Source organism: Promicromonospora sp. NPDC019610 (assembly GCF_044389365.1).
In the GTDB taxonomy this organism is placed as follows: Bacteria; Actinomycetota; Actinomycetes; order Actinomycetales; family Cellulomonadaceae; genus Promicromonospora.
Map to the genome: position 1 here is coordinate 706,633 of NZ_JBIRXX010000002.1, position 19,786 is coordinate 726,418.

The following is a 19,786-nucleotide window of genomic DNA, read 5'->3' on the forward strand; positions in this document are numbered from 1 at the left end:
GTCTGACCGGCGCGTCCGACCCGTGCGTCGGTATGAGATCGTGACCGCTCCAGCACCCACGATTCATGCGACCCGGGCAGACTGCGGCCATGACCGACGCCGTACCCGGACCCGACGCGCAGCCTTCCTCGGCGAGCGAGACACCGACGCCCCCGAGGATGGGCCTGGAGCTGCAGGAAGGTGTGCGGATCCCGCGACGCCGGGTGTTCTCCTGGGCGCTGTGGGACTGGGGCACCCAGCCGTTCAACACGGTCATCCTCACGTTCGTGTTCACCGCCCTGTACCTGACCACGGAGTCGTTCCTCGACCCGTCGGTCGCCGCGCTGGGCGAGGACGACCCGGCCTTCGTGCGCGGGATCGCGGACCTGACCGCCGGCCTGGGGCTGTGGAACTTCATCGCCGGACTCGCGATCCTCCTCCTCGCCCCGGTGCTGGGCCAGCGCGCGGACGTCTCCGGCCGCCGCAAGGCCTGGCTCGGCGGGGCCACCGCCGCCCTGGTGCTGTGCATGCTCGCGCTGTGGTTCGTCGAGGAGGACCCGGCCTACTTCGTGTTCGGCGCGATCATGATCGCGCTGGGCAGCGTGCTCAGTGAGATCGCCGGGGTGAACTACAACGCCCTGATGGTCTCGGTCGCCACGCCCAAGACCGTCGGCAGGGTGTCCGGGCTCGGCTGGGGCCTCGGCTACGTCGGCGGGATCCTGGTCCTGGCTCTCGTGGTCGTCGCCAACCTCTCGTCGTGGTGGGGCATGCCCACCGACAACGGCCTCGCCTACCGCATCATCGCGGTGTTCTGCGCGATCTGGGCCCTGGCGTTCGTGTGGCCGATCTTCGCGTTCGTCCCCGAGATGCCGCCGTCGAGCGGGCGGCCGAAGGTCGGCTTCTTCGCCAGCTACGTGGTGCTCTTCCGGGACATCCAGGGCCTGTGGCGCACGTCGCGGCGCACGTTCTGGTTCCTGCTGGCGAGCGCGGTCTTCCGCGACGGGCTGGCCGGCGTCTTCGCCTACGGGGCGATCATCGGCAAGGCGAGCTTCGGGTTCACCACGGACCAGGTCATCATCTTCGGCATCGCCGCGAACCTCGTGGCCGGCGCCAGCACCATCCTGGTCGGCCGGGCCGACGACCGCTTCGGCCCCCGCTCCGTCATCCTCGCCACCCTGAGCGTGATCGTCGTCGCCGGCCTCGGCGTCGTGTTCCTGCGCGACCTCGGCCCGATCGTGTACTGGGTGGGCGGCCTCCTGCTGTCCGCGTGCGTCGGACCGGCGCAGGCCGCGTCCAGGTCCTACCTCGCCCGCGTGACGCCCGCCGGCAAGGAGTCCGAGATCTTCGGCCTCTACGCCACCACGGGCCGTGCGACGTCGTGGATGTCGCACGGCCTGTGGACCGTCATCATCGCCGTCACGGGCGCGACCATCTGGGGCACCCTCGGGATCATCGCCGTGGTGCTCGTCGGGCTCGTGCTGATGTGGTTCGTGCAGGAGGCACCGGTGGCCGACGCCGGGACTACCGGCGAGCCGACGCCGGGCGCGGCGCCGGACCCGACGGGCGTGGTCTAGCGGGTGGGGTCTAGCTGATGTGGTCGGCGGCCTGTCGGGCAGCAGCCTGACGGGCCGCCGTCCGGGCGGCCAGCGCGCTCTTCAGGGCGGCCTGGAGCCGGTCGAGATCCGCGAGCTGCCCCAGGTGCCCGAGCTTGTCCGGGTTGATCACGCCGCGGATACCGACGAGCAGGCCGCCCGAGACCTCGAACGACCAGGTACCGATGAGGCCGCCGCCCACGACGTCGTCCGCCACGATGAGCAGACCGGGCTCGCCGCCCACGAGCGCGCGCTCGAAGTGGAGCGGCGCGCCCCGGCCGATGAAGGCCGCGAGCATCCGGGCGACCGTGACACGGCCCGCGACCGGCCGGGCGATCGACATGCCCTGGGGCACGTTCCCGCCGCCGTCACCCGTGAGCACCACGTCCTCGGCCAGGAGCTCCAGGAACGAGTCCACCGCACCCTCCTCGCACGCGGCGAGGAACCGGGACACGAGCTCCTCGGCGCGGGCCCGGTCGCTCGCGGTACGCCGCCCGGGATTCGGGGCGTGGGGTGCGGGCGCGTCCTGGTCCGGGTGCTGGGGCGCTCCGGGGTGCTCTGCTTCGGACTGTCGTGTCCCCGCCGGCGGTGCTGCGGACTGCGGCCCCACGCGCCGCGCGATCCGCCGTCGGGCGCGTGAGGCGAGCTGCCGCGCGGCCACCTCGCTGGTGCCGATCACGTCGGCGGCCTCGCTGTGCGGAAAGCCGAGCACGTCGTGCAGCAGGAACGCCGCGCGCTCGGACGGCGTGAGGGTCTCCAGCAGCACCAGGAACGCGGTGGAGAGGTCGTCGGCGAGCTCGGCGTGCCGCGCGACGTCGGGCGCCGGCGTCGCCATCGCAACCGGTAGCGACGGGACAGGACCGACCAGCGGCTCCGGGAGCCACTCGCCCACGTACTGCTCCCGCCGCACCCGCGCCGAACGCAGCACGTCGATGGCTATGCGCGTGGTCACCGTGGTGACGAAGGCGTCGGGGTTGCGCACGTCGGGCGCCTGCGCGACGCGCGTCAGCGCCTCCTGCACCACGTCCTCGGCCTCGGCCACGCTGCCCAGCATCCGGTAGGCGACGGCGAACGAGAGCGGCCGCAGCCGGCCGAGCGCGGCGTCGTCCAGGTAGGTGCCGGTCCCTGGAGCGGTGTCGGACGCGGTGTCGGGCGGCGTCGTGCCGGTTGTCGCGGCGGACGGCGAGGTCGGGGGCTCGGTCATGCGGACATGCTCTCGCGTCATACCCCTCTGACGGTACGGGGGCGGCAGACGTGACACCTCCGCGCCGGACAGGGGCAGGAGTAGGAGCCGCGACGGGGACAACAGGGGCAGGAGCAGGGACGGGGACGGGGACAGGGCAGACGTCGGGACGACGCGTGAGCCCTGGTCACAGGGTGCGTACGCTGGCGCGCGTGAGAACAACTGCGCTTGTCGTGCGCTTCCTGCTCGAGCTCGCACTCGCCGCGGGCGCGGGCTACGCCGCCTGGAACCTCGCCGACGGCGCATGGCGCGTCGCCGCCGTCCTCCTCGCGCCGGCCGTCGTGATCGCCCTCTGGGCGTCATTCCTCTCGCCGAAGGCACCCGTGTCTATCCCGGCATGGGCACAGGTCGTCCTGGAGGCGGCCCTCTTCGGCGGCGTCGGGTACCTGTGCTGGCGCGCGGGAGCCTCCTCCGCCGGCGTGGCGCTCGCGGCCGTGTGGGCGGTCGACCGGTTGGTGCTGTGGCTGACCCGCAACCAGCGCAGCGTGCTGGAGCCCGAGCGCGACCCCGGGCCGCGCCGGGCCAGCTGAGGCGTGGGCGCCGGGGCGCTGAGTGCGACCCCCGGAGGGGGCGGCGGCGCGACGTGACGGCTCGACGCGACCGCTCAGCGTGACCGCATGGCGTCGATCTCGTCGCGGCGGAACAGCACGAGGCGGTCCAGGACGTCGTCCGGCAGCGGCTGGTCCGGTGTGAACCGCACGGTGCCCTTCGACGTCGAGAAGTCGGTCAGGTCGGGCGCGAGCGCGTCGATCGCGGGCGGGCTGAATGGGTGCAGCCCGATGTGCTTCGCGGTGGCACGCGCCGAGACCAGCGGGCTGCCCCGGTAGCGCAGGGCGGCCATGCCGTAGCTCATGCCCTCCTCGGCGTCCGGCACGAGCTCCAGCGCCCGCGCCCGCACGTGCTCGACGGCGTCCTTGGCCGGCCCGTCGAGGCCGGCGATGTACTCGGTGAACTCACCCATGAGCACAGCCTCGCGAGGTCGGGCGGGTTCCGCGGGGGCAAGCGGATCCTGAGTTTGTTCTCACCGGGTCCGGTCCCTTCTGCTGAGTGGTGACGAGCCTCTGCAGCGTGGCTCTCGGGCCAGCGTATGCCGCGCCGGGCTTGATGAAGAGTTATCCACAGATTACAAGTGCACCTCGCGGTGCGTATAAATGTTCGAGATAATGGTGTCAGGCGGACAACGAGGGCAGGGGGTGGCATCGGTGGACTCGATGGAGGGAACGGGCTTTGAGGGTGCGCCCTTAGCGGGTGCGGGTGGCGTGGCGTCGTTGGAGCAGGTGTTGGACCGGATCGAGGCCGCGGTGGGGGAGCTGGCGGGTCTGGTCGCTCCGGAGGTCCTGGAGGGTTGGGGCGCTCCGACGATCACCCGGTTGATGCAGGCCCATACGAGGATCCGTAAGGTGACCGCTCGCCTGGAGGGTGTGCGGTTCACGGTGTTGCCGCGGATCGAGGACGACGGTTCCTGGCGTAGCGGTGGCATGTCGCGCACGTTCGCGTCGTGGTTGCGGTTGCGCGAGGGTGTCTCGGCGTCTACGGCGCGGAAGGATGTGACGACGGCGCGTCGGTTGGCGCAGGCTCTCCCGGGGACGCGTGAGCGTCTGGTCGCGGGCACTCTGGGTGTGGACCATGCGCGGGTGATGGCGGAGGTCGCGCCGACGAGCCGGACCCGGCAGGACGCGTTGGCGTGGTTGGTCGAGACCCGCACGGGGGAGGTGACGACGCCGGAGGTGTTCGTGGACATGGTCGCTGTGGATCTGCCGGACCCGGCTGACGACCCTGACGGTACCCACACCGCGACCGGTTCACGCAGGTGCTGGCTGAGGCGATCGCCGCGGGGACCCTGGTGACGGGGGAGGCCCTGGTGCTGCGTGAGGCGCCGGTGTTGAACGCGGATCAGTTCCGGGTGGTGGCGCGCCGGTTCGCGACGGTGACGGACCCGGACACGGACGACGTCGACGATGACAAGGCGGCCCGGGGTGAGTTCTTGGACGTGTCCAAGACGTTGGGTGGGTTTCATGTCGCGGGGTTCTTGACCGATGAGCACGGTCTGCTGCTGACGGCGGCGGTCACGGCGCTGGTCGGTGCCCCGGCCGCGGGGGACGACCGCACCCCAGGGCAGCGTCGTGCGCAGGGTCTGGCGGACCTGGCCCGTCTGACCCTGGACATGAACGCTGTGTCTCCGGGCGCGGCGATCGCGCCGCATCTGAACGTGACAGTGTCGTGGTCGGAGCTGGTCGCTCAGGTCACTCGTACGCGTGCGGGGTTGTGCCTGACCTGCGGGCAGGCCGTCCCGGGCCGGTCGGGCGCAGCAACGGTGGGTGGATCGAACGTGGTCGTGGCGGGGTTGGGCGGGTCGCGCCCGGGAGCGTCGAGCACCGGCGTGCCGGGTTCTGGTGTGCCGGGTGGTGGTGTGTCGGGTGGTGGTGGTGTCGGTGGTGCTGGTGCATCGGGACCGCCCGGCGACCTCACCAGCGTGGGTGCTGGGCCCGGTGCGGGTCCTGGTCCTGGCCTGTTGGGTGCAGGTGGTGGGGTGTTCACGGAGTCCGGTGGTCGGATCCCGCGGGGCTTGTTGCGCCGGTTGGCGTGTGACAGTGCGGTCACCCGGGTGGTGTTCGGTGCGGACGGCGCGGTGCTGGACGTCGGTCGTGCGCAGCGGACGGTGTCGGGGCAGATGCGGCGTGGGGTGATCGCTCGGGATGGGCATTGTGTGTTCCCGGGGTGTGATCAGCCGCCGTCGCGGTGCGAGGTTCATCATGCGGTGACGCACTGGGCCCAGGGTGGTGGCACGTCGGTAGCCAACAGTGCATTGTTGTGCTGGTTCCACCACCAGCTCGTCGACGCCCGCGGGATCACCATGTCCTGGGCGGGCAAGCCCACCCCCGGGAACGCCGCGGGTGCGCTGGTCGAGACGGGGTGGGTCTTCACTGATCCGCGGGGTCACCGCATCCGAGTCCCCGAACCCATCGACCCACCCGCCGCACCACCAGCCACCGCCACGCCACCAGCCACCGCCGCATGATGCCCACGACCTCCACGGCCACGGCCGCTGTCACCACCAGCGGCCGTGGCTCGATCACCGGCGCCGCGGGCCAGGAGCGCGCCGCTGCCGATTCACGGCACGGCCTGCGGAACTGCGACGCGGGTCCTGCCCGCGAGCGCGAGCGCGGCCGCCGCCAGCAGCCCCGTGAGCCCCAGCACGACGGCGTAGGCGGGCAGCCCGGCGACGTCGTACAGGGTCCAGAGCAGGGCGCCGGTCGCGGACGACGCGACGGCGGCCGCGACGGCGTCGGCCACCTGCAGGGCGGACGACGCCGAGCCCTGCTCGTGCGGCGGCGCCAGCTCCAGCGTGAGGACCGACAGCGTCGGGTACACCAGACCCATCCCGCTGCCCGAGAGCACCCAGAACGCCATGCCGACCCCGGCCGGCACGTCCGGGAGCACGAGCATCGCCGCGCCGACCATCCCGAGGGCGAGCAGGCCGCCGCCCAGCCGCACGTACCCGGCGTGGCTGAGGCGCAGCAGGTTGCGCCCGCGCACCCACGACGCCGCGGACCAGCCCAGCGCCCCGACCGTCAGGATCAGCCCGGCGCCGCCGGGGCTCAGGTGCCGCTCGTGCACCAGGAGGAGCGGCAGCAGCACCTCGGCACCCGTGAACGCCGCCGACACCAGTGCCCGCACCGACACGACGGCGGGCAGCCCGCGTCCGGCACGCAGGACGGACAGGGCCAGGCGCAGCACGTGCCGCAGCGGTCGATCGGCGTGCCCGACGTCGGAGGACGGGCCGGCGCCGGCGGGAGCCTCGGCGACGCCGCCGTGGTCCGGCGCACGCTCGTCGTCGGACCCCCGACCCGCGCCCTGCGCCGCCGTCAGCCCGGGGCGCATCAGGATCGCAGCCGGGACGGTGAGGGCCGCCGCGCCGAGGAAGACCCAGCGCCAGCCGAGGTGGTCGACGACGAGCCCCGCCAGCCCCGGGCCCACGATCGCGGGTACGACCCACGCGGCGGCGAACGCCGAGAAGACGGCCGGACGTCGTTCCGCCACGAAGACGCGTGCCACCAGCACGTACAGCGCGACGCCGAAGAGCCCGCTGCCGACGCCCTGGACCGCGCGTCCGGCGATCAGCGCGCCCATCCCGGTGGCGGTCCCCGCGACCACCAGGCCGATCACGAAGAGTGCCACGCCGGTCCACATCGCCGGCGCCGGACCGGTGCGGTCACACCAGCGTCCCGCCGTGAGCATGCCCACCACGCTGGTGGCGAAGACCACCGCGAAGGCGAACGTGTAGTGCCGCAGCCCGTCCAGGTCGACGGCGATGGTGGGCATCGCCGTCGCCACGGCGAGGGCCTCGAACGCCCCGAGCGAGCAGAGCGCAACCATCCCGATCAGCACCAGGCGCTGCGCACCGGGGCTCAGGGTGCCCGGCGCCGCGACCGTCCGCGCGGTGGAGACCGCCGCGGTCACACCAGCACCACCTTGCCGGTGGTGCGGCGCTCCTCGAGCTCGCGGTGGGCGCGGGCGGCCTCCGCGAACGGCACGCGGTGCGTCGCCACCCGCCAGCGGCCCGACGCCGCGTTCGCCAGCGCCCGCTCCTGGTACGGCCGCTGGTCGCCCATCGGCGGAGCCTCGGGCCCGACGGCGTAGCGCACCTCGACCGGCGACTCGATCCGGTCGGCCTCGGCCCACGAGGTGTACCGGTTGGCCGTCCCCGACGCCCAGCCGTACGCGACGAGCCGGCCCGGCGCGGCGCCGTCACCCAAGCCTGCGCCCGAGCTGCTGCCCGACATGCTGCCCGAACTACCGCTCGCGCTGCCGTCGCCCGCACCGCTGTCCGGTCCGCCGCCCGAGTCGCCGTCCGCCCCGCGCAGCAGACCCGTGGCCGCCGTGCCGAGCTCGCCGCCCACGCCGTCGAGCACGAGGGTGGCGGGGGAGTCGCCGAGCGCGGCGCGCGCCGCGTCGGGCCAGTCGGGGACGGAGTAGTCGACCAGGGCGAGCCGGTCCGCGTCCGGCAGCAGGTCGCGCAGCACCTGCAGCTTCTCGGTGCCGCCGGCGAGCGCGACGACGCGCGCGCCGGCGCGCAGCGCCTCCTGGACGAAGAGCGTGCCGAGCCCACCCGCGGCGCCGGTCACGACAACCGAGTCGTCCGCCGTCACCGCGGCAAGGTCGAGGGTATAGACGGCCATCCGGCCGGTGCCGATCATGGTGATCGCGTCCGCCGGATCGAGCGGTGCGCCGTCCGCGCCGTCGGGTACGGCGTGCAGCTTCTCCGCGCCGACGACGACGCGCCGGGCGTACCCACCGCCGTCGGGCACCGGCCCGAGGTGTGCGGCCACGGGACGACCGATCCACGAGGGGTCGACGCCCGGCCCGACGGCGGCCACGGTACCGGCGATCTCGCGGCCCGGCACCGTCGGCAGGCTCGGCAGCGGGAGCGGCGGGCCCGCCTCGCCGCGCCGCAGGCTGGTGTCCAGGAGGTGCACCCCGTGCGCGACGGCGTCGACGAGCACGTCGCCGGGGCCGGGCACGGGGTCCGGGACCTGCTCGAGCACGAGGACCTCGGGCGGTCCGAAGGAGTGGTGTCTGATCGCGTCCATGCGCTCATCCTTTAACCTGAACCAAAGTTGAGGTCAACACCGACCTGGGATGTGCCGGCGAACCCGGCGCGCGACCCCCTGGTCGGTGTCCCTGGCCGGTGTACCCGAGTTCTCGTGAGTCGTTGGAGGCCACGCATGGAAGCGCCCAACCCCGCCGTTCCCTGGGATCGTGACGAGCTTACCGTCGGCGATCTCGCCGCCCGCAGCGGTGTCGCGGTGTCCGCGCTGCACTTCTACGAGCGCAAGGGCCTGATCACGAGCCGGCGGACGTCGGGCAACCAGCGGCGCTACCGGCGCGAGACGCTGCGCCGGGTCGCGTTCATCCGGGTGTCCCAGCGGGTCGGGATCCCGCTCGCCGACATCGGCGCGGCGCTCGACACCCTGCCGGGGGACCGCACGCCCACCGCGAAGGACTGGCGCCGCATCTCGCAGGCCTGGCACGACGACCTCGACGCGCGGATCGAGCAGCTCTCCCGCCTGCGCGACCACCTCACCGACTGCATCGGCTGCGGCTGCCTCTCGCTGCGCCGCTGCGCGCTGACCAACCCGCACGACGCCCTGGCCGAGGGCGGGCCCGGTCCGCGGACCCTGCTGGTGGACGGGCTGGAACCCGACGGGGCGTGAGCGACCCCGGGGTCTAGGGGTCCCGGCGGGGCTGTGTCGGTTGGGGCGTGTCAGTCGGGGTGTCGGTCGGGTGTCGGTCGGTACGTGTCACTGCTTTCGAGTGCACCGAGCTGAGATGTCAGTGGCGCGGAGTAGCGTGCGCCACGCCGGACATCAGCAGCACCAGCCGAAGGGAAGACCGTGGGGACGTACTTCGAGTGGCTCGCCGACCTGGACGCGACCGAGGCCGAGGCCCGCGACCTGGGGCAACGCGTCGTGGACGTGCTCGTCACACGTGGGGTGCTGTTGCCGGAGTTGTCCCCGAACGCGGCGCTGGGCGGCTCCGGGCACCCGCCGGGTCCGGCGTGGGCGGACACCCTCGCCGGCTCCGGCGCAGGCACGGTCTCCGGGGAGGTCCCGTGGGGCATGGCGGTCGGGGTGGGTCGCGAGGTGTACGACGGCGGGCAGGGCAGCGTCGACACGGTGACCTGCCCCCGGTGCTCGGTCCGCAGGTCGTTCTTCGGGCCGCCCGAGGAGTTCGGGCCCACGTGCTCGGACGAGGACGGGCTGGGCTGGTTCTACGACGCGGCCGCCGCCTGGCGGGAGGGCGACGACGTGGGCGTTGACGGCAACGGGCCCGGTGAAAGAACGACCGACCTGGTGTGCCGCGAGTGCGGCGCCGCGTCCCCGGTGACCAAGTGGTCGGCCGAGGGTGCTGCGCTGGCCTGCCTCGGCTTCACCTTCTGGGAGTGGGACGAGCTGCGCCCCGAGGTCGCCGACTGGATCTCCGAGGCGACGGGCGGCCATCGGATCGTGGGCGGCAGCGGCAAGGTGTGAGGGCCCGCTAGGCTCGCGGCCATGGCTTCTGCACTGCCCAGCGTCCTGGTGCTCAACGGTCCCAACCTCGGCCGGCTCGGCGTCCGCGAGCCCGAGATCTACGGGCACGCCTCGATGGCGGACCTCGAGGTCGCTGCCGCGAAGTGGAGCGACGAGCTCGGGCTGGCGGTCGAGGTGCGGCAGACCGACGACGAGTCCGAGATCGTCGGCTGGCTGCACGAGGCGGTGGACGCCGGCGCCCACGTGGTGCTCAACCCCGCCGCGTTCACGCACTACTCCTACGCGCTGCGTGACGCCGCGGCGCAGGTCACCACGGCGGGGCTGCTGCTCGTCGAGGTGCACCTGTCGAACCCCGCGACGCGCGAGTCGTTCCGGCACTACTCGGTGGTCGCCGGGATCGCGACGGGGACCGTGGCCGGATTCGGGTTCGACTCCTACCGGCTCGCGCTCTCGGCGATCGCGACCCGGCTGGAGGAGTAACTGGGGGAGTGGGTGTGGAAGCGGGTGCGGAAGCGGCCCGCCCGGAATGCTCAACTCAAGGTTCATGGCTTGACCTGGGCTCCTCAAGTCTTAAACCTTGAGCACCTTGTGTTAAGGCTCTAGGCTTGAGCCATGATCGTCCTGACCGTCGACCAGCGAGGCTCGACCTACGCGGCCGACCGCGTTCCCGAGGTCCTCGCGGAGCTCGCGCGGCTGACGCGCTTCCGCGAGGGGGTCGTCGTGGGGTTCGAGCGCACTGTGGGTGACGAGGTCCAGGGCATCCTGGCGTCCGGCCGGGCGGGCGCCGAGCTCGCCGTCGACCTGTCCCTGCACCTGCTGCGGGACCAGGGCTGGAGCGTCGGTATCGGCGTCGGCCAGGTTGAGGGGCCGCTGCCCACGGTGTCCCGCGAGGCGCGCGGCTTCGCGTTCTACCGCGCCCGCGACGCCGTCGAGCGGGCCAAGACGCGCGGCAGGGGCACGTCGGTCGCGGTGGAGGGTCCGCCGCCGGGTGCGCCCGACCTGAGGACCACGATCTCCGCGACGGCTGCCCCGGGCGGGTCTGTTCCGGACGCGGCGGCCCCGGACCTCGGCGCCGCGCAGCCCGCCACCGCACAGTCCGACGCCGCACAGTCCGACGCCGCACAGTCCGGCGCCGCACAGTCCGACGCCGACCGGCCGGACCTCGCCGCCGAGGTCGAGGCACTGCTGCGTCTCCTCGCGGCGATTCGCGCGCGCCGTACGCCCCAAGGGTGGGAGGTCGCCGATACGCTCGCCTCGCTGGCGGACAAACCGGGACGACAGAGGATCGTCGCCCAGTCCTTGCACATCAGCGAGCAGGCGGTGAGCCAGCGGGTCCGAGCGGCGCTCTGGCAGGAGGAGGAGGCGGTGCGGCCGGTGGTGGTGCGGTTGCTCGCCGAGCTCAGCGGCACGGTGGGCCCGGACCTGGTCCCCGGACCCGGACCTGCCGGCAGGTCCGCCGACGGTCCTGCCGGCTCCGCGCAACCCGCCGGTCGAAGCACCACGAAGAAGCGCGCCAAGAGCTGACGCAAGACCTGCCGCAAGACCTGCCGCAAGAACTGACACAAGAGCCGACGCAAGAGCCGAGGCGCCACGAGCTGAGGGGAACGTCACGCCGTGACCTGGGAGATGCTGGACTACCTCGACGGACTGCAGTGGGTCGCCGCCGTCGCGACCTGGCTGATCACGTTGGCGCTGAGCGTCATCGTCGGCTCGTGGGTGGTGCCCTGGGTGCTGCGCCGCGCGGGGCGCGGCGACCTGCCCTGGGCGCGCTACAAGCCGCCGGTGTACCCGCAGGCCCTGGAGTCGGGCGAGGGCGAGGGCGCCGGGGGCGCAGCCGGTGAGGGCGCTGCAGCCGGTGAGGGCGCGGCGGGAGAAACCGGCGAGGCCGAGGGCGAGAAGGCCGGGAAGTCCGAGAAGGCCGAGAAGGGCTCCGGCTCCGGAGCCGACGGCGGGTCCGGGTCGGTCAAGGGCGGGCACACCGGCGAGGAGTCGCCCACCGGCACGATGCACCCGGACGCCGTCGCGATCCTCCGGGGCGGCGCGTGGCTCGGCGTGCTGGAGCGCCTGGCGATCACGGGTTCCCTCCTGGCCGGCTACCCGTACGGCATCGCGATCGTCGTCGCGATCAAGGGCCTGGGGCGGTATGCGGAGCTGCGCGACCAGCCTGTCGCGTCGGAGCGGTTCGTCGTCGGTACGCTCGCCTCGTTGATCTGGTCGGTCGCCACCGGTCTGCTGGGACTCGTCGTGCTGAATGCGCTCGTCCTCTGACCGGTCCGGTAGACTTGACCGCTGCTGCTTGACACCTCGCTTGATCACCCCAGCCGCCGGCCTCTCGTCGGTGTGCCCCGGGGTACACCCCTCACCCGACACAGGAAGACGAACGTGGCTACCTCCAACGACATCAAGAACGGCACCGTGCTCCGCATCGACGGCAACCTCTGGTCCGTCATCGAGTTCCAGCATGTCAAGCCGGGCAAGGGTGGAGCGTTCGTCCGCACGAAGATGAAGAACGTGCTGTCCGGCAAGGTCGTCGACAAGACGTTCAACGCGGGCATCAAGGTCGAGACGGCCAACGTGGACCGCCGCGACTTCCAGTACCTGTACATGGACGGCGAGGACTTCGTCTTCATGGACAACGACACGTACGACCAGATCAACGTGTCGGCCGCGACCGTCGGCGACGCGAAGGACTACATGCTCGAGGGCATGAGCGTCATGCTCGCCTCGAACGACGGCACCCCGCTGTACATCGAGCTGCCGGCGTCCGTCGTGCTGGAGATCACCTACACGGAGCCGGGCCTGCAGGGCGACCGTTCCACCGGTGGCACCAAGCCGGCGACGCTCGAGACGGGCGCCGAGATCCAGGTCCCGCTGTTCCTCGAGCAGGGCGTCAAGGTCAAGGTCGACACCCGCACGGGCGACTACCTCGGTCGCGTCACCGAGTGATCACCGGCGGCGGGTCCTACCGGGCCCGCCGCGGTTCGTGTCGTGGTTCGTCGCCGAGCCGTGTGACACGAGTTCCCCAGCTGAGCTGTCCGCGACAGAGATCTCCGGTGACGACAGAGATCTTCCGCGGCGACAGAGATTTTCTGCGACAGAGATTTCCGCGACAGAGAGAGACCATGGGCGCACGCACCAAGGCGCGCAAGCGCGCCGCCGACATCCTCTTCGAGGCGGAGCAGCGCGGCATCGACCCGCTGACGCTCCTCGCTGACCGTGTGGCCGTGCCGCACACCGAGGCGGCCGTGCCGCAGTACGCCGTCGACATCGTGGAGGGCGTGGTCGCGCACCGCGACCGCATCGACGAGGTGCTGGAGACCTACTCACAGGGCTGGACCCTCGACCGGATGCCCGCCGTCGACCGCGCCCTGCTGCGGATCGGCTCCTGGGAGGTCCTCTTCAACGACGACGTGCCTGACGCCGTCGCGCTGGACGAGGCGGTCGACCTCGCCGGCGACCTCTCCACGGACGACTCCCCGGCCTTCGTGAACGGCCTGCTCGGCCGGGTCAAGGACCTGAAGCCGACGCTGCTGGCGTGACCCGCACCGCAGGCCGGCAAGCCAGCCAGTACGCAGGCCCGGACGCGAGCCGGCACGCGAGCGGGCGAGCACTGTGAGCATCGGTCCCGGCGCCGGACGGTTCGACGAGCGACGTCTGCTCGTCGCCCTGTTCGGCGCCGGGACCGCTGCGTTCGCCCAGCTCTACGCGCCACAGTCCGTCCTGCCGGACGCCGCCCGTGAGCTCGCGACGTCGGCGTCCGCGACGTCGCTCCTCGTCTCCGCCGCCACCCTCGGCCTGGCCGTGGGCGTGCTGCCCTGGGCGTGGGTGGCCGACCGTGTCGGGCGGGTCCGGGCGATGACCGCCGCGATGCTCGGTGCCACCGCGATCGGGCTCGTGGTCCCGTTCGCGCCGTCGTTCGAGCTGCTCGTCGCCGGGCGCGCCGCGCAGGGGCTGTTCGTCGCGGGCGTGCCCGCCGTCGCGATGGCCTACCTGACGGAGATGCTGATCGAGTCGGGGGCCGCGGCCGCGGTCCCGCGCGCCGCCGGGACGTACGTGGCGGGGACGTCGATGGGCGGGCTGCTGGGGCGGATCGTGTCGGGCGGCGTGGCCGAGGTGTTCGGCTGGCGCGCGGGCGTGGGCGCCGTCGCGGTGGCGTGCCTGGTCGCCACGGGTGCGTTCATCTGGCTCGCGCCACGGGACCGGGGGCCGTGGACGGCGGCGGGGGCGGGGCTGCCCGACGGCGCCGCTCACGGCAGCCCTGCTCCCGACAGCCCCACTCCCGACAGCCCCACTCCCGACAGCCCTGCTCCCGACAGCCCTGCTCCCGACCCGGCCTTCCCCGAGCGCGGTGCTCCCCGCGGCCGGCTCGGGCGGTTCCGTGCCCTGCTGAACCCGCGCCTGCTCGTGCTGGACGCGCAGGGGCTGCTGCTCATGGGCGGCTTCGTCGCCGTCTACAACTACCTGGGCTTCCGCCTCGCCGCGCCGCCCTTCGACCTCTCGCCCGGCCTGGTGAGCCTCGTGTTCCTCGCCTACCTGGCCGGGACCTGGTCGTCGGCGCGAACGGGCCGGCTCGTGCTGCGGGACGGGCGGCGCCGGGTGCTGATCGTGTCGACCGGGGTGATGGCGCTCGGGGTGGTGGCCACGCTGTCGGCCTGGCTGCCGCTGGTGCTGGCCGGGCTGGTGGTGCTGACCGCCGGGTTCTTCGGCGCGCACGCCGTGGCCAGCGGGTGGACGCCGGTCGCGGCGCCCCAGGCCAGGACCCAGGCCGCCGCCGTCTACAACCTCGCCTACTACGCGGGATCCAGCCTGTTCGGCTGGCTCGGGGGGATCGGGTTCGCGCTGGCGGGCTGGCCCGGGACAGTGGGGATGGTGCTCACGCTGGTCGCGGTCGCGGCGGGCCTGGCGGCGGCGGTGCTCCGGGACTAGCCAGTGGCGCGACGCGGGTAATGCAACCGAAGGGTTGCGCATTGGGGAGTGAGGGTGCATCGTAGAAGTGCAATCAGATGGTTGCGCTATCCTCGATCCATCGAGCCTTCCCGGAGGACGCCATGACCACCACCCAGCCCCGCGCCAGCATCGACCTCGCCGCGCGGTCGGTCACCCGCACCGTCCGGGTCGCGGCCGGACCCGATGCCGTCTGGCGGGCGATCTCCGAGCCCGAGCACGTCGCCGGCTGGTTCGGCGACGGCTGCGAGACCGACGACGGCGGACCGCTCACCACCGGCACCCGCGGCCGGCTGCACTTCGAGGGCTACGGCTGGTTCGCGTTCGAGGTCACCCGGTCCGAGGCCGGCCGGGTGCTCGCCTACCGCTGGGGCCAGTCGGCGGACGAGCCCGAGCGCATGACGGAGGCCACGTTCACCCTGGAGCCCGACGGCGCCGGTACGTACCTCACCGTGCACGAGACCGGCTTCACCGGCGACACCGACGACGCGGTGCGGTCCGCGCTGGACGGCAACCGCGAGGGCTGGGACGTCGAGCTGGACGAGCTCGTCGAGTACGTCGAGTCGCGGTCGTGGTGACGTCGGGGGCGGCGGCCGCACCGCCTGCGGCACCGGGATCAGCATCGGCACCGGCATCGGCATCGGCACCGGCATCGGCACCGGCGCCGTCGCCGGTCGCCGCGTTCGCGGCGCTCGGCGACGAGACCCGCTGGGCCGTGCTCCAGGCGCTGTCGGGCGGGGAGCCGGCCGGCGAGCGGCCTGGAGAGCGATCCGGAGAGCAATCCCGCGAGCAGCCCGGGGAACAGCCCGGCGAGCGGGTAGCGGGGCGTTCGGCGGACCACCCCGCCGACCCCGTCTCCGGCCTGACCGCCTCCCTCCTCGCCGCGCGCCTCCCGGTGACGCGGCAGGCGATCGCCAAGCACCTCGCGGTGCTGGAGGCCGCCGGGCTGGTCGAGTCCTGGGTCGTCGGGCGCGAGCGCCGGTATCGCGCGCTCGGCGCGGAGCTGACGGCGCTGGGGCGCCGGCTCGAGCGCATCGGGGACGCCTGGGAGGCGCGGCTGGATCGCATCGCCGGTATCGCGGAGCGCCTGGAACGCGGCTGACGCCTCGTGCGCCGTCGGTGCCCGGGATGTGAGCAACGCCCCTCCCGGCGGGCGCCGACGTCGGCATCCGGCACCGGGACGGCGCGTTATGGTGGTGGCTGTCAGACTCCCTTTAATCCCGTCCCGTGAGGCGGAGAAGGAGGTCGCCAGATGAACCCTGGCACCCGCATGCCCGAATCCAGCGATACCCCGAGCGCCGCCCCTGACCCGGGGACGAGCGCAGCCCCCGGCACCGCCGCCGAGCGGACGGTGCTCGGCGAGGCCGACATCGCCCGGGCGCTCACCCGCATCGCCCACGAGATCGTGGAGCGCAACAAGGGCGCCGCCGACCTGCTGCTGCTCGGCATCCCGACGCGCGGCGTGCAGCTCGCCCGCCGGCTGGCCGAGCGCCTCGCGCAGATCGAGCCCACCTTCAGCGGCGAGCACGGCACGCTGGACGTGACCATGTACCGCGACGACCTGCGTCGTCAGCCCACGCGCGCCGTCGGCCAGACGGTGCTGCCGGGCAGCCTCGACGGCACGATCGACGACAAGGTGGTCGTCCTCGTGGACGACGTCCTCTTCTCCGGGCGCACCATCCGCGCCGCGCTCGACGCCCTGAACGACCTCGGTCGCCCCCGGGTGGTGCAGCTCGCCGCCCTCGTCGACCGCGGGCACCGTGAGCTCCCGATCCGCGCCGACTACGTGGGCAAGAACCTGCCCACGTCGCGCAGCGAGCGCGTCCGGGTCCGCCTGGCCGACGTCGACGGCGGGGCGGACGCCGTCGTGATCAGCGAGGCGACGCCGACCCCTTCGAGCACCGAGAGGGGCGCCCGATGAAGCACCTCCTGACCACCCAGGACATGTCCAAGGACGACGCGATCCTGCTCCTGGACACCTCCGCGCAGATGGCCGCGACCCAGTCGCGCGAGAACAAGAAGCTGCCGACGCTGCGCGGCCGCACCGTCGTGAACCTGTTCTACGAGGACTCCACGCGCACCCGGATCTCGTTCGAGACGGCGGCCAAGCGCCTGTCGGCCGACGTCATCAACTTCTCGGCCAAGGGGTCGAGCGTGTCCAAGGGTGAGTCGCTCAAGGACACCGCGCTGACCCTGCACGCCATGGGGGCGGACGCCGTCGTCGTGCGCCACTCGGCGTCGGGCGCGGCGCACCAGCTCGCGCACGCCGGCTGGCTCGACGCGGGCGTGCTCAACGCCGGCGACGGCATGCACCAGCACCCCACGCAGGCGCTGCTGGACGCGTTCACGATCCGCCGCCACCTGGTGGGCAACGTCGGGCACGGCGGTCCCGGGAGCAAGCAGGGCACGGACACCTCGGTCGGCGCGGACCTGGCGGGCCTGCGCATCGCGATCGTCGGTGACGTGCTGCACTCCCGCGTCGCGCGCTCCAACGTCTACCTGCTGCACACCCTGGGCGCCGAGGTCACGCTGGTCGCGCCGCCCACGCTCGTCCCGGTGGGCGTGGAGACCTGGCCGTGCCGGGTGTCGTACCACCTGGACGAGACGCTCGAGCAGTGGCAGCCGGATGCGGTCATGATGCTGCGGGTGCAGCGTGAGCGGATGTCGGGCGGGTCGGGGGCGTTCTTCCCGAGCCCGATGGAGTACAGCCGCAAGTTCGGGTTCGACGCCCGCCGACTCGCGGTCCTGCCGGACCACGCGATCGTGATGCACCCCGGGCCGATGAACCGCGGCCTGGAGATCTCGGCGGCCGCCGCCGACCACCCCCGCTCCGTGATCGTGGAGCAGGTGGCCAACGGCGTCGCCGTGCGTATGGCCGCCCTGTACCTGCTGCTGTCCGGCGACGACAGCACGAGCACCCCGCAGACCAGCACCCCGCAGACCAGCACCCCGCAGACCAGCACCGACGAGAGGAACGTCCTGTGAGCACCGCGAGACCGCAGACCTATGTCCTGCGAGGGGTCCGTCCCTACGGCACGGACCCGGTCGACGTCGTGCTGGCGGACGGCGTGATCGCCGCCCTGGGGGCGCCCGGCACGGTCGAGGTGCCCGCCGGCGCGCAGGAGATCCGCGGCGGGGGCAGCGACGACGGCGCAGGGCACGTGCTCCTGCCCGGCCTCGTCGACCTGCACACCCACCTGCGTGAGCCCGGCCGGGAGGACGCCGAGACGGTGTTCTCCGGCACCCGCGCCGCCGCGGCGGGCGGCTTCACGGCGGTGCACGCGATGGCCAACACGACGCCGACGCAGGACACCGCGGGCGTCGTCGAGCAGGTGCACCGGCTGGGGGAGCAGGCCGGCTGGGTGGACGTGCACCCCGTGGGCGCGGTCACCGTGGGCCTGGGCGGCGAGAAGCTGGCCGAGCTGGGCGCCATGGCCGACTCCGCCGCCCGCGTGCGCGTCTTCTCCGACGACGGCAAGTGCGTGCACGACCCGGTCCTGATGCGGCGCGCGCTGGAGTACGTCAAGGCGTTCGACGGCGTCGTCGCGCAGCACGCGCAGGAGCCGCGCCTGACCGAGGGCGCGCAGATGAACGAGGGGATCGTCTCCGCGCAGATCGGCCTGACGGGCTGGCCCGCCGTGGCCGAGGAGTCGATCATCGCCCGTGACGTGCTGCTGGCCGAGCACGTCGGCTCGCGCCTGCACGTGTGCCACCTGTCCACCGCCGGCTCCGTGGAGATCATCCGCTGGGCCAAGGGCCGCGGCATCGACGTCACCGCCGAGGTGACGCCGCACCACCTGGTGCTCACGGACGAGCTGGCCCGCGACTACGACCCGGTGTTCAAGGTGAACCCGCCGCTGCGCACCGCCAAGGACGTCGAGGCGGTCCGCGAGGGCCTGGCCGACGGCACCATCGACATCGTCGCCACCGACCACGCCCCGCACCCGGTCGAGGACAAGGACTGCGAGTGGTCCTCGGCCGCGTTCGGCATGACGGGCCTGGAGACGGCGCTGTCCGTGGTGCAGCAGACCATGGTGGACACCGGCCGCCTGACCTGGGCGGACGTCGCTCGCGTGCTGTCGGAGAACCCCGCGCGCATCGGCCGGATCAGCGCCACGCAGGGCCGCCCGATCGCGGTCGGCGAGCCCGCCAACCTGGTCCTCGTCGACCCGGCCGCGACCCGCGCGGTCGACGGCCGCAGCCAGGTCACCGCGAGCGAGAACACGCCGTTCCAGGGGATGGAGCTCCCCGGCCGCGTGGTCGCCACGTTCCTCCGGGGCCGCGCGACGGTCCTGGACGGGGCGCCCGTCGACGGTGCCCCGCTCGGTGGCGCCCTGGAAGGAGCCGCCCGATGACGACCCTGGCCGTAGTCCTGCTGGCCGCCCTGGCGGTCTTCCTCGTGCTGTACGTGACGCTCATCGGCCGCCGCCGGCTCGCGCAGCGCACCACCACGGTCGTGCCGGTGCCGCCGTCCCCGCCCGCCGGTGCCACGGCGGGCGAGACTCCGGGCGCAGACTCTCTCGGCGACGTGCGCTCCGGTCCCGTGGAGGCGATCTACGTCTCGACCACGCTGCACGGCGACTGGCTCGCCCGCGTCGGCGCGCACGGCCTGGGCGACCGCTCGCACGCGGTCGTCACGGTGCACCGGCACGGCGTCCTCATCGAGCGTGACGGCACCGACGACCTGTGGCTCCCCGTGAGCTCCATCCGCAGCGCGGGGCTCGCCCCGGGCATGGCGGGCAAGTACGTCGGCGCGGACGGGCTCGTGGTCCTCACCTGGGCCGTCCCGGAGGCCGACGGCGTCCCGGCGGCCCTGGTCGACACCGGGCTGCGCCCGCGGCGCGCGGAGGACCGCGGCGGCCTGGTGGACGCCGTCCGCCACCTGCTCGCGTCCCAGCAGACCCCGTACGGCCAGCAGAGCCAGCAGCACCCCGAACAGCAGTACCCGCACCAGCAGTACCCGCACCAGCAGGAGGCCCGGTGACCATCCCGACGAC

The 19,786-nt window shown here is 73.1% G+C and carries 22 protein-coding genes; 18 read left to right on the forward strand and 4 right to left on the reverse strand.

Annotated elements, in window-relative coordinates; translation table 11 throughout:
* The first annotated feature begins 89 nt into the window (after window positions 1-89).
* The gene (locus ACH45N_RS14785; protein ID WP_397395103.1) at window positions 90-1,553 is read left to right on the forward strand and encodes an MFS transporter; all 1,464 of its coding nucleotides are present in this window, start codon (window positions 90-92) and stop codon (window positions 1,551-1,553) included.
* A gap of 10 nt (window positions 1,554-1,563) precedes the next feature.
* On the opposite strand, the gene ACH45N_RS14790 is transcribed toward ACH45N_RS14785, so the two are convergent.
* Window positions 1,564-2,775, reverse strand: coding sequence for a sigma-70 family RNA polymerase sigma factor (locus ACH45N_RS14790; protein WP_397395105.1), 1,212 nt, complete (start codon window positions 2,773-2,775; stop codon window positions 1,564-1,566).
* A gap of 191 nt (window positions 2,776-2,966) precedes the next feature.
* Between ACH45N_RS14790 and ACH45N_RS14795 the strand changes: the two genes are divergently transcribed.
* Window positions 2,967-3,344: a YrdB family protein gene (locus ACH45N_RS14795; protein WP_397395107.1), complete on the forward strand. Its 378-nt coding sequence runs from the start codon at window positions 2,967-2,969 to the stop codon at window positions 3,342-3,344.
* A gap of 74 nt (window positions 3,345-3,418) precedes the next feature.
* Here the strand turns inward: ACH45N_RS14795 and ACH45N_RS14800 are convergent, their stop codons facing one another.
* Entirely contained in the window at window positions 3,419-3,775 is a 357-nt protein-coding gene (locus tag ACH45N_RS14800) for an iron chaperone (protein ID WP_397395109.1), read from the reverse strand.
* A gap of 250 nt (window positions 3,776-4,025) precedes the next feature.
* Here ACH45N_RS14800 and ACH45N_RS14805 point away from each other — a divergent pair, with 250 nt between their 5' ends.
* A complete protein-coding gene (locus ACH45N_RS14805; protein WP_397397455.1) occupies window positions 4,026-4,661 on the forward strand; it encodes a DUF222 domain-containing protein in 636 nt (211 codons plus the stop codon).
* The gene (locus tag ACH45N_RS14810; RefSeq protein ID WP_397395111.1) at window positions 4,625-5,833 is read left to right on the forward strand and encodes a DUF222 domain-containing protein; all 1,209 of its coding nucleotides are present in this window, start codon (window positions 4,625-4,627) and stop codon (window positions 5,831-5,833) included. Before ACH45N_RS14805 ends, ACH45N_RS14810 begins: the two co-directional genes overlap by 37 nt.
* A 92-nt stretch (window positions 5,834-5,925) precedes the next feature.
* On the opposite strand, the gene ACH45N_RS14815 is transcribed toward ACH45N_RS14810, so the two are convergent.
* Window positions 5,926-7,275 (reverse strand): MFS transporter, encoded by a 1,350-nt coding sequence (locus ACH45N_RS14815; protein ID WP_397395113.1) that lies wholly within the window; start codon window positions 7,273-7,275, stop codon window positions 5,926-5,928.
* Window positions 7,272-8,405 (reverse strand): alcohol dehydrogenase catalytic domain-containing protein, encoded by a 1,134-nt coding sequence (locus ACH45N_RS14820; RefSeq protein ID WP_397395115.1) that lies wholly within the window; start codon window positions 8,403-8,405, stop codon window positions 7,272-7,274. The genes ACH45N_RS14815 and ACH45N_RS14820 overlap by 4 nt, the downstream gene beginning before the upstream one ends.
* A 135-nt stretch (window positions 8,406-8,540) precedes the next feature.
* Between ACH45N_RS14820 and soxR the strand changes: the two genes are divergently transcribed.
* From soxR to ACH45N_RS14890, 14 genes are all read left to right on the forward strand, one after another.
* Window positions 8,541-9,029, forward strand: a complete 489-nt coding sequence (gene soxR / locus ACH45N_RS14825) for a redox-sensitive transcriptional activator SoxR (RefSeq protein ID WP_397395117.1) — start codon at window positions 8,541-8,543, stop codon at window positions 9,027-9,029.
* Between the two features lie 180 nt (window positions 9,030-9,209).
* A complete protein-coding gene (locus ACH45N_RS14830; protein ID WP_397395119.1) occupies window positions 9,210-9,845 on the forward strand; it encodes a hypothetical protein in 636 nt (211 codons plus the stop codon).
* Window positions 9,846-9,866: 21 nt separating this feature from the next.
* Window positions 9,867-10,325, forward strand: coding sequence for a type II 3-dehydroquinate dehydratase (locus tag ACH45N_RS14835; protein WP_397395121.1), 459 nt, complete (start codon window positions 9,867-9,869; stop codon window positions 10,323-10,325).
* Window positions 10,326-10,457: 132 nt separating this feature from the next.
* The gene (locus tag ACH45N_RS14840) at window positions 10,458-11,369 is read left to right on the forward strand and encodes a hypothetical protein (protein ID WP_397395123.1); all 912 of its coding nucleotides are present in this window, start codon (window positions 10,458-10,460) and stop codon (window positions 11,367-11,369) included.
* A 90-nt stretch (window positions 11,370-11,459) separates the two neighbouring features.
* Window positions 11,460-12,113, forward strand: a complete 654-nt coding sequence (locus tag ACH45N_RS14845; protein ID WP_397395125.1) for a hypothetical protein — start codon at window positions 11,460-11,462, stop codon at window positions 12,111-12,113.
* Window positions 12,114-12,227: 114 nt separating this feature from the next.
* A complete protein-coding gene (gene efp / locus ACH45N_RS14850; protein ID WP_285104671.1) occupies window positions 12,228-12,791 on the forward strand; it encodes an elongation factor P in 564 nt (187 codons plus the stop codon).
* Between the two features lie 176 nt (window positions 12,792-12,967).
* Complete coding sequence (gene nusB, locus ACH45N_RS14855; RefSeq protein WP_285104672.1) at window positions 12,968-13,384, forward strand: transcription antitermination factor NusB; 417 nt, start codon at window positions 12,968-12,970, stop codon at window positions 13,382-13,384.
* Between the two features lie 73 nt (window positions 13,385-13,457).
* The gene (locus ACH45N_RS14860) at window positions 13,458-14,771 is read left to right on the forward strand and encodes an MFS transporter (protein WP_397395128.1); all 1,314 of its coding nucleotides are present in this window, start codon (window positions 13,458-13,460) and stop codon (window positions 14,769-14,771) included.
* 122 nt (window positions 14,772-14,893) lie between these two features.
* Entirely contained in the window at window positions 14,894-15,367 is a 474-nt protein-coding gene (locus ACH45N_RS14865; protein WP_397395130.1) for an SRPBCC domain-containing protein, read from the forward strand.
* Entirely contained in the window at window positions 15,361-15,891 is a 531-nt protein-coding gene (locus tag ACH45N_RS14870; protein ID WP_397395132.1) for an ArsR/SmtB family transcription factor, read from the forward strand. The genes ACH45N_RS14865 and ACH45N_RS14870 overlap by 7 nt, the downstream gene beginning before the upstream one ends.
* A gap of 150 nt (window positions 15,892-16,041) precedes the next feature.
* A complete protein-coding gene (pyrR, locus tag ACH45N_RS14875; RefSeq protein WP_397395134.1) occupies window positions 16,042-16,710 on the forward strand; it encodes a bifunctional pyr operon transcriptional regulator/uracil phosphoribosyltransferase PyrR in 669 nt (222 codons plus the stop codon).
* Window positions 16,707-17,774: an aspartate carbamoyltransferase catalytic subunit gene (locus ACH45N_RS14880; RefSeq protein WP_397395136.1), complete on the forward strand. Its 1,068-nt coding sequence runs from the start codon at window positions 16,707-16,709 to the stop codon at window positions 17,772-17,774. Before pyrR ends, ACH45N_RS14880 begins: the two co-directional genes overlap by 4 nt.
* Window positions 17,771-19,144: a dihydroorotase gene (locus ACH45N_RS14885; RefSeq protein WP_397395138.1), complete on the forward strand. Its 1,374-nt coding sequence runs from the start codon at window positions 17,771-17,773 to the stop codon at window positions 19,142-19,144. The genes ACH45N_RS14880 and ACH45N_RS14885 overlap by 4 nt, the downstream gene beginning before the upstream one ends.
* The gene (locus ACH45N_RS14890; RefSeq protein ID WP_397395140.1) at window positions 19,141-19,773 is read left to right on the forward strand and encodes a hypothetical protein; all 633 of its coding nucleotides are present in this window, start codon (window positions 19,141-19,143) and stop codon (window positions 19,771-19,773) included. The genes ACH45N_RS14885 and ACH45N_RS14890 overlap by 4 nt, the downstream gene beginning before the upstream one ends.
* The last annotated feature ends 13 nt before the right edge of the window (window positions 19,774-19,786 follow it).

Excerpts from the sequence above, each read along its gene's own strand:
- ACH45N_RS14785 (WP_397395103.1), top strand. The coding sequence starts at position 90 with ATGACCGACGCCGTACCCGGACCCGACGCGCAGCCTTCCTCGGCGAGC.
- ACH45N_RS14790 (WP_397395105.1), bottom strand. The coding sequence starts at position 2,775 with ATGACCGAGCCCCCGACCTCGCCGTCCGCCGCGACAACCGGCACGACG.
- ACH45N_RS14800 (WP_397395109.1), bottom strand. The coding sequence starts at position 3,775 with ATGGGTGAGTTCACCGAGTACATCGCCGGCCTCGACGGGCCGGCCAAG.
- ACH45N_RS14805 (WP_397397455.1), top strand. The coding sequence starts at position 4,026 with ATGGAGGGAACGGGCTTTGAGGGTGCGCCCTTAGCGGGTGCGGGTGGC.
- ACH45N_RS14820 (WP_397395115.1), bottom strand. The coding sequence starts at position 8,405 with ATGGACGCGATCAGACACCACTCCTTCGGACCGCCCGAGGTCCTCGTG.
- soxR (WP_397395117.1), top strand. The coding sequence starts at position 8,541 with ATGGAAGCGCCCAACCCCGCCGTTCCCTGGGATCGTGACGAGCTTACC.
- ACH45N_RS14835 (WP_397395121.1), top strand. The coding sequence starts at position 9,867 with ATGGCTTCTGCACTGCCCAGCGTCCTGGTGCTCAACGGTCCCAACCTC.
- ACH45N_RS14840 (WP_397395123.1), top strand. The coding sequence starts at position 10,458 with ATGATCGTCCTGACCGTCGACCAGCGAGGCTCGACCTACGCGGCCGAC.
- nusB (WP_285104672.1), top strand. The coding sequence starts at position 12,968 with ATGGGCGCACGCACCAAGGCGCGCAAGCGCGCCGCCGACATCCTCTTC.
- ACH45N_RS14865 (WP_397395130.1), top strand. The coding sequence starts at position 14,894 with ATGACCACCACCCAGCCCCGCGCCAGCATCGACCTCGCCGCGCGGTCG.
- pyrR (WP_397395134.1), top strand. The coding sequence starts at position 16,042 with ATGAACCCTGGCACCCGCATGCCCGAATCCAGCGATACCCCGAGCGCC.
- ACH45N_RS14880 (WP_397395136.1), top strand. The coding sequence starts at position 16,707 with ATGAAGCACCTCCTGACCACCCAGGACATGTCCAAGGACGACGCGATC.
- ACH45N_RS14890 (WP_397395140.1), top strand. The coding sequence starts at position 19,141 with ATGACGACCCTGGCCGTAGTCCTGCTGGCCGCCCTGGCGGTCTTCCTC.